The sequence below is a fragment of the Bradyrhizobium sp. AUGA SZCCT0182 genome, assembly GCF_018130185.1.
Lineage (GTDB): Bacteria > Pseudomonadota > Alphaproteobacteria > Rhizobiales > Xanthobacteraceae > Bradyrhizobium.
This window is the reverse complement of record NZ_JAFCLY010000005.1, coordinates 247,352-261,495: the sequence shown is the minus strand read 5'-3', so window position 1 is coordinate 261,495 and position 14,144 is coordinate 247,352. Positions and strand designations below refer to the sequence as shown.

The window sequence follows — 14,144 nt, the reverse complement described above, 5'->3', positions numbered from 1 at the left end:
ATTCCCCGCGGCCCATCTTTCGAAACATTAATTTCACCGCCAGCCTCCCGTAATGGCGGGGCTGGTAATCCTGCGGCCGACCAACAAAGCGCGAGGTTTCGTTGTGGGACGTGCGTTGGAATACAATTTTACAACGCTGCGAATTTCCCGAGCCTATGTCAGCCTGGTGTCCCGCCCCGAGGGTGAGGCGATTTCCCTGGCGTCGATCGGCGACTATGAAATTCGCATGCACGCAGCCTCAGCGGCTTGCGCCGCAAGGCAGCCCCTTTTCATCGTCGAGATCTTCGACCATGACGCGCAAATCTTTATTGACAGTCGCGCGTGCCACACCCTTGCGGAAGGCGCCGTCGCCTTCGACGAATTCCTGCATCTGGCGGAGCCGGTAGCAGGCGGACCGCACGACAAGTAGATCGTAAGATGGGTAGAGCCAATGGCCTTCGGCCGGCCCGATGATAAACGCCGCGAAGCCCGTCGATGCTTGAGAGATGATGGGTTTCGCTTCGCTCTACCCATCCTACTAGTTCTCCGCCCGATCCTTCAGGATGACAGCCAGCGGATTCGGTGTCGCCGCCGCAACAAGCTTCAAGGTGTTGGTATCGTGATGATTGAAGGGCTGGTCTCGCCCCTTCACCAGAAGCTCGGTTTCAAGCAGATAGGTCCAGCTTCCGTCGTCGTTGAAGGTGATGTCGCATCGGTAGCTTTCGGTGCGGAAAGCTTCGTCCAAAAATTCCGTCGAGCAGATTCCGTACCGCGTATCGCCGCGCTTCGCCGTGACCGAGATTCGCCTGTCATCCGGCTTCGCATGGCCCGCTGCGAGCAAGACCTGGCCTCGCGGGATGGTCACGCTTTGCAGGATCAGGCCGGTTGCAGGCTCCCAAAGCCAATAGCCGACCTGATCGTGGAAGGTGATGTCTTCCTCCGGCGTATTGATGTGGATGTGATAGCGCAGACCATAAAACAGCTGCGGTCCGTTGGCCTGCGGATCGATCGGGTCCATCCGGACATGCTCGCGAAACACCCGACGCTCCGGGCCGTCGGCTTTGGGGTTGACGTCCACGCCCTTGTCCGCCTGCCAGATACCCGCCAGATGACGGAGCGGTCCGAGATTGGCGAGGCTATCAGGCGATACGTTGTCAGGCTCGGTAAAGATGTCGGCGGGAATGGGCAGCATAGGAAAACCTCGCGTGATCGCGGTTTCGGCCATATCAGGCTTCGCGGGCGACTACGTCGCCATTTCGGTGTCCACCGGCTATAAGCTTAAATTGCACTCGCCAGAGCGACAAGTCGCGCAGGAAAGCAGCTTGTATGCGCCGGCAATGTTTGCCGGTGATCGAGCGTGGAAATAATCATGATCAAGAACGGGCTCTATTCGCTCTCTGCCAAATCCCGCGATGGCGTGGCCGACGACGTTGGCGGCATCCTGATCTTCCGCGACGGCCAGATCCATGGCGGCGACGCGTATGTTTATTACACCGGCAGCTACGAGTGCTCGGGTGGAAGCTGGAAAGGCAAGATGACCAGCCAGGAACATACCCCGACCGGACGACCGATGGCGGCCCGGGTCCAATACATCGGATTTTTCGGCACCTACAACGACGCCGGCGCCAAGGTCGATGCGATGGCCCTCGTTGGGGATCAGAGTGTTCGGTATGATGCGGTGTTAAGGTTGCTGGTGGCGGGTTAGCTTGGTTGGCTGTGCTGCGCGCCGCGCACTCGAGAATGTTTAGCTCACCGTCACGTAATTAGCTCACAACGGCGGATTACGGCTTCGCCTCCAATCCGCCCTACGGGCTTAAAATTTCGCTTCAGGTGGTCGCGCCGCGCGCCGCAACAGGCCAAAGCGCTTCTACCCGGGCGTCCGGCGTATCGAAGCCGCGCACGCCGACATACCAGTCGTAGAGATTGACCGTCGGATCGCAATGGCCGGGGATCAGCGTCAGCCTGTCGCCAACCGCCGGGCGCGACGAAACGCTGTCGAATTCGAGAACGCCATGTTCGTCGGAGGGCCGATGGTAGCGCAGGTCGGGCCGGCCCCGGACAGAAGGAAACCCGCTGTCGTTCGACAGGGCCTTGTGGCCCGCATCGACCACAGCACGTTCGCCGGAAGCGGTGCTCATCACGGTCGCCAGAACAAAGAGCGCATGCTCGAACGGGCGGCGGTTGCGCGCCCCGTCGACAACATTTTTGGCGTAGTCGGCGTCCATAAAGACATAGGAGCCCGCCTGCAACTCGTTCCAGATGCCGCTGGCGCCTTCGAGTTCGAACGTCCCCGTTCCCGCGCCACCGATGGTGCGGCAGCGAAAGCCCGCTTCGTTGAGGACGCGCAGGGTTTCGGTGGTCGCATTCGCTGCATTGGCGATGGCCGCGCGCCGCTCCTCTGGCGTGCGCAGATGCTGGGCTGAACCGTGATAGGCTTGCAGGCCGCCGAAAGACAGAAAGCGCGAACCCGCTATCTGTCGCGCCAGCCCGGTTGCCGCGGGGCCCGGCCTGACGCCGCAACGCCGGGCCCCCACGTCGACTTCAACCAGCACTTCGATTTGCGAACCGGCCCGTTCCGCCGCTTGCGCCAATTGCTCGATCATGACGGGATCATCGGCGCAGACGCTGATCCGCGCGTGACGCGCGAGGGCGGCGAGCCGTTCGAGCTTCCGCCCGCCCACCACCTCGTTGCTGACGAGCACATCATTAACCCCGCCCGCCACCAGGATCTCGGCCTCGGCCACTTTCTGGCAGCACATGCCGACCGCGCCACGCGCGATCTGCTTGGTGGCAATCACCGGCGACTTGTGCGTCTTCGCATGCGGACGCAACCTGACGCCGAGCTGGCCTACGGCGGATGCCATCGCATCGAGATTGCGTTCGAACGCATCCAGATCGATGATCAGAGCGGGGGTATCGATCTCGGAGAATGGTGCGCCGATCTCGGCTGGTGGAAGCGATGGCATCGGGAATCCGGTGGTTGTGGGTGGGGCTGGCGCGAATGTACAGCAGCGTCCGCCGCCGCACCAACCGGTGTCACGTAACGAGACGCTGCAGATCGAGTAGCGTGGCCGGGAAACCGGCTGGGGTTCCATCGACCCGGAAAGGCCGCACCCTGCGAACCTCGTCAGAACGGGAAAGCGGCGCGGCCGCGGAAGGTCCAGACCCGGAAGTCATTGCCGTTCCCGCCGAGCTCGCCGCCAACCGAGAGCTTCGCGCCATTCCTGACGTCGCGCGCAAGGCCGGACGTGACCCGCGCCGACAGGCCATGCACATATTTTGACGGTAGCAGGCTCGGCGCACCGAGCGCAGCGACGCTGGTGCTGTTGAAACAATAGTCGCCGAACAGGCCGACATAGGGCGAGACACTTAGCGACGGCGACCACAGCCAGGGATAAGCGACCTTGGCGCCAAGGCTGGCGCGTCCGGTCGAGAATTTCTGCTCGGGATGGGCGATGCCGAAATTGTCGGTGTAGGCGTCCTGGTGCTCCCACAGCGCGTAGACCTTGGCGGACGGCTCGATTGCGAAGCCGGCAGCCTTGTAACTGCCGGTCAGCCCTGACGTGAGAAGCCAACGTTGACCCGAAAAGGTGTCGGTGGCGGTGCCGGCCTGCCCGCCATAACCGATCCCCGAGCGGGCCAGACCCACATCGAAGCGTACGCCCGGCGTCAGCCGCCAGCCGAGATAGGTGCCCGCGGCGATTACGGTGACAGTGCATTCAATAATGCCCAAACAGAGCCAACCAAAACCCGGATGTCGCTTCGCTCATCCGGGCTACGCTCGCTGCGGTGTTCGGCGTAGCGCAGGCGGGATTAGCATTGAATCGAAGGCGGCGGATTACGCCTTCGGCTTAAATCCGTCCTACGCGTGCTGTCACGCCACGGCCTGCCGCTCGCTCTCGGGAAGAACTTGCAGCAACAGTTCACCGAACGGCACGGGCTTGCTGAATAAAAATCCCTGGCCCAGGGCAATTCCGAGCGCGCGGATCTTTTCGACCTGGTCGTAGGTCTCGACGCCTTCGGCGACGATCGAAAGGTTCAACGTCTTCGCAAGCTGAACGATCGATCCGAGGACGGCAACGGTCTCGGCGCGACCGATTCTGTCGATGAAGGACTTGTCGATCTTGACCTTGTTGAATGGAAAAGCGGTCAGATAGGACAGTGACGAATAGCCGACGCCGAAATCGTCGAGCGCGATGGAAACGCCAAGCCGCTTCAGGCGTTCGAGCGTCTTGAGATTTTCCTGGCTGTCGGCCAGAAAGACGCTCTCGGTGATCTCGAGCTCCAGCCGCGTCTCGGCAAGTCCGCTGTCCGCCAGCGCGGCCATGACGGAATCGACGAGAGTGCCGCCCGCAAATTGCAGAGCCGAGAGGTTGACGGCAACCTTGATATCATGCGGCAGCATCACAGCATGGCGACACGCCTTGGCGAGCACCAGATCGCCGAGCTCGCCGATCAGTCCCCCCCGTTCCGCAACCGGAATGAATTCAGCGGGAGGGATCAGGCCTCTGGTCTTGTGGCGCCAGCGCGCCAGGGCCTCGACCGATTTCGCGCGGCCCGTCGAGAGCTCGAATATCGGCTGATAGAACACCTCGATCTCTTCGCGCCAGATCGCCTCGCGAAGCTCGATTTCGAGGATGTCGCGCTGGTCGGCTTCGGCCTTGAGCTCCGGCGAGTAGAGATGGAAACAGTTTCGACCGGCATTCTTCGACTTGTAGAGCGCAAGATCGGCATTGCGAAGAATTTCATCGGTGCGCGTGCCATGCTCGGGCACCACGGCGCCACCGATGCTGCATCCGATCACGACCGGGTGGCCGTCTATTTCATAGGGTTCGGCAATGGCCTGGACCAGGCGCGCGGCGAGCGTTGCGGCGTCGTCCTGCAGCGCGGACGGCCCCGGCGCCACGATCAGCGCAAACTCGTCGCCGCCGATCCGGGCCGCCGTATCGACGGTTCGGGCCTGCGCCTTGATTCGACCGGCGACCTGCCTGAGAAGCGCATCGCCGCAGTGGTGGCCGAGCGCGTCGTTGACGGACTTGAACTTGTCGAGATCCAGCAGGAGCACGGCGAACGGCGTATGGTGCAGAAGATACTTGTCCAGCGCTTCGTCAAGGGAACCCCTGAACAGGTTACGATTCGCAAGGCCGGTCAGGCTGTCATAGTGCGCCAGCCTCTCGATCCGGTCCTCGGAAGCCTTGCGTTCGGTGATGTCCTCATGCGTCGCAACCCAGCCACCGCTCTCGCGCCGTCCATAGGAAATATGGATGACGCGCCCATCCGGAAACTGCACCGTGTTCGAAGTGTGCTCCGATTTGGCGAGCCGGTCCTTGAGGTCAACCAGATAGGCGTCGAGATCACGCACGGCCTCCTGGTTTGCAAACACCTCGCGGAAATTCATGCCGACCCTGATGTTGTCAGGCGAAAGCTCATAGGCATCGAGCCATTGTCGGTTGAACGCGATCAGGCGATCGTCGCCATCAAACATGCTCAACCCCTGCGGAAGGTTTCGCAGCGCGTCCTCGAATTTGCTCAGGGAGTCGCGCAGTTCGCGCTGCGCCCCGTCGAGCGCTTTCTGTCTTCGCCAGTGCAGCGCGGTCGCCATCAGGATGATGAAAGTGAGCAGAAGCGCGCCACCGAGATAGATTTTCTGCCTGGCTTGAGAGCGCGAATAGATCTCCTGCTCCGAAATGCCGGCGGTAAAGATCAGCGGAAAAACGCGCGATCTGCGCGCGGTGACCAACCTGTTGCTCCGGTTCGCGCGGCCTTCGCTCCCGCTCCAGTTCCAATATTGGCTATAGGCGCTGTCGCGTAACGCGCCTTCGACGTGGCCGGGATTGCGCTGTCCCAGCACCGTGCCCTGGTCTATTCCCCGCGCGGCGAGCACGATGTAGTCGGCATTCCTGAGGACAAGGGTTCCTCCGATACCGAGCTTTGCCGTGTCGTAGAACCTGCCGACCAGATCCACGCTGATCGAGCCTACGACGACGCCCGCCGGACCTTTGCCGTGGTCGAACAGCTTTCTGGCGATCTGGATGGTCCATTTGTTCGACGCCCGCCCGAACACCGGCTTTGCGACATAGAGCCGATCTTCGGCCAGCTCCATCACCTTGGCGAAGTGCTCCCGGTCCCCGAGATAGAGCGGCGGGCCGGAGTAGCCGGTCGTGGTATCGAACAAATAGCCGTTTGCTCCGATCAGCGAGAACTGCACCACGTCGCCGCTCGCCATCTGCGCTTTACCGGCCCAGAATTTCAGGCTGAAGGCGGCCGGATCCTGGGCGTAAAGCGCACGCACGACCAGCAGTGACTGATCTACCCGTTCAAATATCCGCTCGGTATTTTCCTCAAATAGTTGAGCGACACTGTTTCCGTGCGCCCGCGCCTGTTGCAGCGCCTCCGCCCGTTCCGAAGACGTGATCGCGAAGTAGCCGATCCACACCAGCGGCAAAAAGAACAGCGCGATTTGCAGCGGGGCATTTCGCAGGATTCCCTTTGCAGCTTTGCGGACCAATCTGCGGGCGTGAATCACAGCACGCAATCCCGCGCGAGCCGGAAACCCACGGTTGCGCTCTCAGAGCATAGCAACGCCTTCAAATATGACATCGACTATCTTCGCCTGAACCGCCCGGGGATCCGCATCGCCGCGGCCGGACACCGCCGAGATCTTGCAATCCCCGAACGTAGCGTCGGCAGCCTTAAGTTTTCGTGTTCGCGCAGGTTCAATGTTTATGTCAAAACCCCCCGTAACATCACGGAGATAGCTGCGATCCTGCGCTTCGCCTGACGGCTACGCCGCGGCGAGCCGTTGCTCGGCGACTTCTTCGGGATGCGGCGTTACTGAGGTTAATGGTGCCCAGGGGCGGGTTGTCGGCCTCTGCCAACAACCTAAATTAAATCAATTACTTAAGGGACTCCCGCGACATGCTGTGTACCACCGACTTGTACCAATGTCGACCGTCTACATCGAGCCAGTTTCGAACCGAAATTCTCTCGCATCCTCATGTTAAGCTCTCAGCTCATCTTGGCCTTATATAAAGATCTAAGAAGCACCCATCCGCGAATTGATACTTATATGCAGCCTCCGATCGTCAATGAGCGCCGAACCTTGCCCTACCGGCTTCCAAGATTGCCACCGCAAGAGTTGAATTTTGGTGACGGTTTAAAGGTTTCGGCATTATCGGGCTAAGTAGTCAGTTCCCGAACGCGAGCTGCTAGCGCTTCCATTGCAAACGGTTTGTAAGCACGGCCATGCCCGATTCTAGCCTTCGATTTACATGAGAACAACGGCCGCCACGCTTTATTCCCGCGCAGAACGGCGCCCGAAATCGAACGGCGCCATCCGAAACAGTTAAACGCCACGCAGGTTCTATGTCTAAAGTGAAAAAAGGCCGCACCGACGGCAAATTGAGGCCAAAGCCCCTCCCGCACACAACGATTTCTGCTCAATCGCTCGATCGGATCATTCGCGCGACCGACCTCGATCATGTCCCGGCCGATGCGGCAGACCGATTGGAAACTATGTTGCAGATTCTGCTTGAGACACATGAGGTGTTTAGGCGAAACTCGAGCACCGTAAGCGATTCTTCGGTAGCAAGACAGCTAGCGTCTCTTAAGCGAGGGCTGTCCGCGGTCTCGTTGGCACTCGAGAATACCAATAGGGGCACTGTACCCGGTGTCTTATATGCGTCCGGCAGCCATTACAGTCGAGAGCGGCGTCGAAGGCCTGCTTTTTTGCCTTCCGACATTGCGACCCTCCTGCGGTTAGCAAAAATGCTTACCGAAATCGTCGATCATTTTTTTAAAACAAAAAGCGACTTTCGCAAACTCTCTGATCTTGATCAAGAGTTCTGGGTCGACCGCGGCAACGGCGTGCGCGATAAATATGTACGAAGCCTCATCTACCCCTATCTGACCAGAGCCCGTCAAAGGTACGGCTTCCGCAGCCTATTGACGGCGCTCGCGCAAATCTATGTAAGAACATTCCGAAGGGAATTCCGCCGTTCCACGAAGGACGGCAAACGCAAAGTGAGATTCGATGGCCCAGGAATCAGATTTGCGAAAGCGGTTATCGAAGAATTCGAGTTGATCAAAGACTTCGAGGTAAAACCTCGGGTACGCCTGGAAAATAAAATCGGCGAGACTTGGCGTAAGCTGCCAACCAAAGACAAAGCCTTGATCAACGGAACGTTGCACAAGCCGTAGCGTCAGGTGCCTCGTCTAGTATCTAGAAATAACGCCTCGTCTAGTATCTAGAAATAACGCCTCGTCTTGCTAACGAGCTCTCTAAAGCCAAAATCCTCAGTCGGCGTATCATCGAGCCAAAAGTTCGCCAGGTCGAACCATAGCGAACGGGATAGGCGCTGACATCGCGTTTGCCAAACCATGCAAAGCGAGGCCTTACTTGTGAGGCTCACTATTTCTATCGCCGGATGAGGGATAGGGAGCTCCCCGGGCACCACCCCGAGGTACAGTAACACGTGCCGTAAGCGTTCAACTGCCACCGACACGGGCACAAGCGGTTCAATCTGAGGACGAGAGCCGGCCTTCATCATCCACATCCAATACTCACAGGCCCAATCACCCCATCGTATATCGAGCGCGTCGTAAGCGCTCGGCACCGTTGCACTTCCATTACCCAACTTCTCGCACAGTGCTACCAGGCGGCCTGGTAGATTGGCGGAAAGCGTTACGAGGATGTCCAGGGTCTGATCGCAGGCGGGGTGTTGACCACCGTCCGCAAGAAACTGAATGGCAAGACGGCGCGTCTCGGAAGGTTGCAATTCGCGCAACACGAATTCAACAGATCGCGAACGGATCGTGCCGCCCAGCTTCTGTAGATTGGTGGTACACAATATAAACGTCACGCTGACCCGCTCAGCTTCCATAATTTTGAGAAACGCATCCAGCGACGTTGCAGCATCGGCATTTTCGACGATAACGACCCGGTGATCTGCAAATGTTGGCTTGTCCAACGCATCCCTAACTATAGAAAGGACGGAAGCGTCATGCTCTCGCGCATCAATTTCGATAACGCCGAAACCACCAAAGTTGTCCCCGCAGGTGCCGCAGGCCTCACAAGGCATTCCATTCGCTAACGGCTCCTCGCAGATGAAGCTTCGCGCAATCGCTCTCGCTACAGCGAACTTGCCGACGCCCAGAGGTCCACTCAAAATAAGCGGCTTGCATATGCCATCGATGAGGTATCTCTTAGCAATTCGTTTGATGACAGTGCAATTGCCGACGATATCTTGAAGCGACTGCGGCGCATTCCTGCGTTTTTGTTGCGAACGGAGCGGCTCGACTAAGCTATGAGCTAGACGTTCAATCCAAGGAAATTCGCCAATCGGTCTCTCACCAAGATAAACAATCAGCGCGGCGAACAGATCCTTAAGCCACGACGGGCGCCGATGCGAATCCCAGATCTTCGAAAATTGGGGCCAAAGACCGTGCATCGGATCCGCTGAAACCGACTGGTCGCAACGGTCAACAAATAGCATTCCGAGCTGTGAGACATCCACTAAGAAAAGGTCTGCCGCATAGGGATCACCACTCGTGAGATTTGGCATCGCGGCCAGACGTGGCGAGGCCAGTATTATCAGTGATGACCAAAGTGCCGGTTCTGGCCGCCATGCACTGTCAGCGCCGACCCGTTCGGTGAGCACGTTCACGGTGATTCTGCTCAGCGAAGCAATCAACTCTTTGGGTGGTGCATCTTTCCGATACCTACGCTCCAGTCCACGCAATAAAGCGAAAAGCGCCGATTCTTGCGGCTTTTCAAGCAGTGATCGTAGTGATCGACCGATCTGCCCTCCGGCACTTAGTTCATCGTCCTCGTCAAACCTCTCGCGAATGAAGCGGCCTTGAGAATCCGTGTGCAAGACGACGGCGCGGTCAAATTCATGGATCAATTGCGGAAGATCCCAGAGCTGTCCATCGAGCCGTGCGAGTAGATGGTCTATGAATACGTCGGACCGCAACAAATCGGCTGGTGCACCCAGGTCGGACACTCGATGCAAATAATTCAGATAGGGCAACATCGTGCCTGCAGAAATTGGCTGCTCTTCAATTACGACGCAGGAGGATGAAGCAGCTTTTACCTCCAGTTCGGCGTTTATTGCAGCCGTCACCGGTACAAACACCACAAAAGGATTGCCTCCTGAGATGGTTAAGGTCTCGAGCAGACACTGGTCCGCGGCAGGTTTAGTATTGATCCAATATGAGATGACGAAGGTTTTAAAGAATCCTTCGCCCGCTTGAGAGATACGAAATTGATCGGGCGACGCGCTGACAGGCATGCGGCCGTTCTCACCAGCGAGGGCTTCGAGCACGGCTTGGACCTTCGCCTTCAAAATTCCGGAACGATACCGGTAAATGAATCGCGGGGTCGCAAAACTCGGGCTCGCGAGAAAATCGATGTCATTCAGCGAGATACCGACGGCGGCGACGAGGGTCATTGCCATGGACGCTTTCGTAAGCTTTGACCGGCAGGGCCAATCCAATTTTGCTGTAAAGCCGCTAGCGCTTCGCGACGGGTATCACCTTCTAGACTGTCTTCAATTTCCTCGACCTTTTGGCGACGCCGAGCGATCTCGGCAATTCGACGTTTGAATTCTTTCAGCTCCCAGCGTGCGCGATGCATTTCGGGACGGCTCTCATCGAACGCTGAAAAGGGCTCCATATCGTACGCGCAAGCTGAGCGAACGGCCGCCTCCCGCAGTCGACCGAAATAGCGTACCGGCTCTGCGAGCGCGCGTGGTTGTCTGAAGTCCTTTTCTGGGATCTGGAGAGCCCGTAAGACCTCGCGGCTGTCAGCAGTATTGTCGGGATCTTCGTAGCCAGCGCAAAGCCGGAACGCTTCTCGATGATGAAAGCGCCATCCGTCGGACTCAGCCGTCCGGCAGTTCGCACGGCCGGTGCCATTGCGGGCATTCCATTCGTCGCACCAATGGACCACCGAATTTAGTATCTCAGATGAGACATGCCCAACCATCCTGCCAACGATGCCTTCAGCCTCGCGTTCTAGCACGCATATGCCGCTGAGATCGCTCGAACATCGCCGTTCGAGTTCGAGACAGAAATTATCAATCGCCGCCACTGCAGCCGGATCGTCACTGTTCGAAATCTCGAATGGATCAATATCGATAGCTATATTCATCAGTTGGCCGTGGTGTTGAGCAAAGAAGCTCACGGCGTTGAGGACACGCCGGACGTCTTCAAGCGTGATAAACTCAGAAACTTCGACGCCGCTCCTGGTCGGTGGCGCTTCGAGGGCCGAGGCGGCATCTGGCGGAGCACTAGGCGTGCCGCCCGAGTATTCATTTGCGCGCGGGTTGACATTGGCCAAATACTCGAAGCGAGCCCGTCGCAACCGGAGCGAGATTTGCTCCTCTTCAAATACTTGCCAATGGTTCATCAACCGCTGCCAGAAAGCGTCTAGCTGACTGGCGTCCAGACTGAGCCGCGAGCGAAACTGATGAACGATCCGCGAGCGCTCCTCTATCGTGTTAATGAGTGTATCGGTCAGAAGTGCCGAGTGGCGGATCTCACTGAAATATGTCGCCGTCAGGAATAAACGGATCCAGTCAACCTGCTGTCGTAAGGATGCCGTCCAGCGCGAGAGCACCCGGCCCTGCTCGGCAGCATTACCGGTCGAAAGAGCTAGAAAATAGTCGCGGACCTGATCCAAATCCTCCAGATCATGGAAGGCTTTCACGACGGCTAAGGTGATGTGGTCGTGTTCGGCACCGATTTCCTCTAACTTGGACAGCAGGCTTCGAGGATGCCCGAGTTCTTTGCCGGCGATCAGGTAGAGGGCGCTACGTTCGGCCGCGAGGCCAGCCCGCGCGGCTACCTCCTCAAGAAGCAAAACGCTATCTTTAGGGTCAAGCGCATGAACCCGGAATTTGTTAAAGCGGGATACGAAGGCGCTGTTCAGTTCAGAAGGATTCGTTGTCGCTATGCAAAAGCTGACATTGGGCGGCGGCTCTTCCAGAATTTTCAAAAGCGCGGCGGTCGCGCGCTCGCTGATCAGATGAACCTCATCCAAGAAAAGCACGCGGTTTTTGCGGGGAATTGTGTATGTGAGCTTCTCGCTAACCCATTTTGCAGCATCTACACGGCCCACATCGCATTCGAACAGTCCGTAGCCTTCTGACGTCTCTGAATTGCAGCTTCTGCAATCGTGGCAGGGCGATCCGTTCACCGGGGCGGCACAGTTAAGAGCTTTGGCATATAGCCGGACTAACGAAGTTTTGCCGGTCCCATACGGTCCGAAAATTGCGAGGTTGCGGCAGAGCTGGCCGCGCCGGATGAGGCCTCTCATGAAGGTGACTATGGTCACCTGTCCACGGACCCGTTCAAATGTGTCCGGTCGATATTCGATGTTGAAGCTGCGTGAGGTTCTGTCCCCTCCGATCATTTTTCTGTCCCGTCATCAGGGCGACGTGGCGGTGATAGTGATGACAGGGATGACAGGGGTGACAGGGGTGACAGGGGTGACAGCGGTGACAGCGGTGACAGCGGTGACAGCGGTGGCGCATCCTTCATAATTCCTCCCGAGACCGGCGACGGCTTAGGGACGTAGAACCGACCATTTTTTGCAGTCTTGTAGCTGACCGGGCACCAGCCCTCCTTCATCGCTTGCTGCATTTCGTGAAAAAAAGCAGCCGAAACTGAGCGGTCATCGTTCTGAATGCCCGCTTGCTCGGCGTACAGATTGAAGAAATCGCGGACTGCGATGCCTTGATTTGTGCGCAGCCTTTTTACAACGGGCGACGAAATGTCAATTTTCTTGAGCCAGCGGTACACGCTCGAATCGCGGTCCATTGCGCCTTGATGCGCAAGCAGTTGCGGGACCACTTCTTCGATGGGGCTGCGCGCGAAAGCCAGGACCGACCGCCATAGCAAGAGAGAATCAAGTCCTGAAATGGTCGGCCACACATGCGGCTCGCCACCCGCGTCAACCTGGCCATTCCTGAAAGGCATCATTGGGAACCGACGGTGGCCCGTCGGATCAGGCATCAGTTCGCTGATCGGTCGGTTCGAAGTGGCGATCAGTGTGCACCTCTGTAAAACATTTTGCATCTGCGAGGTTTGCATCTTGCGTTGGCGAATTTTGTCGGCCGTTGTCATTGCTTTGAGAGTGGCAGCCTGCTTTGCATTTGCAAAGCCGAGGTCGTCGAGAAACGCGAACAGATCCTCGAACGCTGTACTACGTGAATCGCTCAGTTGGTCGACGAGGATCACGCAATCGCCGATTTCCTCCAGGGGTTCGACGAGCTTGTGGACAGCGGTCGACTTTCCAGTCCCTTGGAGGGCGCTGTAAATGACCGGCGCAAGATGCCTGTATACTGGAAGTCCGATCGCCTTCCGCTTCAGTTGCCAAACAAAATGCTTGGTGATCGCGATCGACAAGACCGGATCCATGTCGAAAACGCTCCCCCATTTGAGCCATTCCAGATCAGCGGCGACTTTCCGCTCGTCGCTTAATTCTACGTAGAGTTTCTCCATAATCTCGCACCGGCGGGCAGCAGCGCGGACCTCAACGACCTGATTAAGCGCGGCCTTGAGAAGCCCATCCTTAACGCGATAACCACTGGCGGCTGCGCCGAGACGCAAGCGATCGAGCAGGGCATTGAAATCCAAACGCGGGAGGCGCAGAACTTCTGAGACCTCGTCGGCGGTCTCGGCCCTCGCCAATTCACCGCGTATTTCGAACGAGCGGTCCGCAAGCACAACTACACCCTCTCGTTCGACGAATTGATGCGCGAACTGCACCGCGTGATCGTGCCGCCAGTCCTTCATGTGGAAGGATCGTTGCGCACGCACAGGGCCGGCCGCATTTGAGGCGGCTGCATGCGCAGGCGTGCGATGATGCTGAGCGTTATTCTCTTGTACGGGATCGGTTGTGTCGAATACGTCTGCCATCGGAGTCTCACGGTTAATGGCAGCAAATCTAGCCTGAGCAGACCCGGCGGTCCCGGGGGCGACTTTGACATTTGCGGACTGGTTAGCCCCTCCCGCGGAGAGAGTGATCCGGCCGCATATGCTAGTCTTCGCGCGCTATGCCTACGTTCGCCGACTATGGTGCGGTCGTCGGCTGGTTGGCAGGCCGACCGGTGTCAGAAAGCCAAAACGTGCTGCCGAGGAAGCCGTCCTGTCTGCCGGCC

General features: G+C 58.2%; 11 protein-coding genes. 4 read left to right on the top strand and 7 right to left on the bottom strand.

Translation table 11 applies throughout. The features are described 5' to 3' along the window. Positions 1–103 precede the first annotated feature (103 nt). The gene (locus JQ611_RS08595; protein WP_212465210.1) at positions 104–409 is read left to right on the top strand and encodes a hypothetical protein; all 306 of its coding nucleotides are present in this window, start codon (positions 104–106) and stop codon (positions 407–409) included. Between the two features lie 108 nt (positions 410–517). Here JQ611_RS08595 and JQ611_RS08590 read toward each other — a convergent pair whose 3' ends face one another. Then, positions 518–1,171 (bottom strand): FABP family protein, encoded by a 654-nt coding sequence (locus JQ611_RS08590; RefSeq protein WP_212465209.1) that lies wholly within the window; start codon positions 1,169–1,171, stop codon positions 518–520. Positions 1,172–1,184: 13 nt separating this feature from the next. Between JQ611_RS08590 and JQ611_RS08585 the strand changes: the two genes are divergently transcribed. After that, the gene (locus JQ611_RS08585) at positions 1,185–1,346 is read left to right on the top strand and encodes a hypothetical protein (protein ID WP_212465208.1); all 162 of its coding nucleotides are present in this window, start codon (positions 1,185–1,187) and stop codon (positions 1,344–1,346) included. Between the two features lie 2 nt (positions 1,347–1,348). After that, on the top strand, positions 1,349–1,684 hold the full coding sequence (locus JQ611_RS08580) for a GrlR family regulatory protein (RefSeq protein ID WP_212465207.1): 336 nt from the start codon (positions 1,349–1,351) through the stop codon (positions 1,682–1,684). Positions 1,685–1,805: 121 nt separating this feature from the next. On the opposite strand, the gene JQ611_RS08575 is transcribed toward JQ611_RS08580, so the two are convergent. From JQ611_RS08575 to JQ611_RS41645, 3 genes are all read right to left on the bottom strand, one after another. Then, positions 1,806–2,945: a DSD1 family PLP-dependent enzyme gene (locus JQ611_RS08575; protein WP_212465206.1), complete on the bottom strand. Its 1,140-nt coding sequence runs from the start codon at positions 2,943–2,945 to the stop codon at positions 1,806–1,808. Between the two features lie 161 nt (positions 2,946–3,106). Further along, positions 3,107–3,712, bottom strand: a complete 606-nt coding sequence (locus tag JQ611_RS08570) for an autotransporter domain-containing protein (RefSeq protein WP_212465205.1) — start codon at positions 3,710–3,712, stop codon at positions 3,107–3,109. Positions 3,713–3,853: 141 nt separating this feature from the next. Continuing rightward, positions 3,854–6,505 (bottom strand): EAL domain-containing protein, encoded by a 2,652-nt coding sequence (locus JQ611_RS41645; RefSeq protein ID WP_212465204.1) that lies wholly within the window; start codon positions 6,503–6,505, stop codon positions 3,854–3,856. 839 nt (positions 6,506–7,344) lie between these two features. On the opposite strand from JQ611_RS41645, the gene JQ611_RS08560 reads away from it, so the two are divergent. Next, positions 7,345–8,178, top strand: a complete 834-nt coding sequence (locus JQ611_RS08560) for a hypothetical protein (protein WP_212465203.1) — start codon at positions 7,345–7,347, stop codon at positions 8,176–8,178. Positions 8,179–8,225: 47 nt separating this feature from the next. Here JQ611_RS08560 and JQ611_RS08555 read toward each other — a convergent pair whose 3' ends face one another. From JQ611_RS08555 to JQ611_RS08545, 3 genes are read right to left on the bottom strand one after another with little or no spacing between them, the layout of a single operon-like run. Next, positions 8,226–10,436: a hypothetical protein gene (locus JQ611_RS08555; RefSeq protein WP_212465202.1), complete on the bottom strand. Its 2,211-nt coding sequence runs from the start codon at positions 10,434–10,436 to the stop codon at positions 8,226–8,228. After that, the gene (locus JQ611_RS08550) at positions 10,427–12,394 is read right to left on the bottom strand and encodes an AAA family ATPase (RefSeq protein ID WP_212465201.1); all 1,968 of its coding nucleotides are present in this window, start codon (positions 12,392–12,394) and stop codon (positions 10,427–10,429) included. Before JQ611_RS08550 ends, JQ611_RS08555 begins: the two co-directional genes overlap by 10 nt. Next, entirely contained in the window at positions 12,391–13,902 is a 1,512-nt protein-coding gene (locus JQ611_RS08545; RefSeq protein ID WP_212465200.1) for a primase-helicase family protein, read from the bottom strand. Before JQ611_RS08545 ends, JQ611_RS08550 begins: the two co-directional genes overlap by 4 nt. Positions 13,903–14,144: the final 242 nt, after the last annotated feature.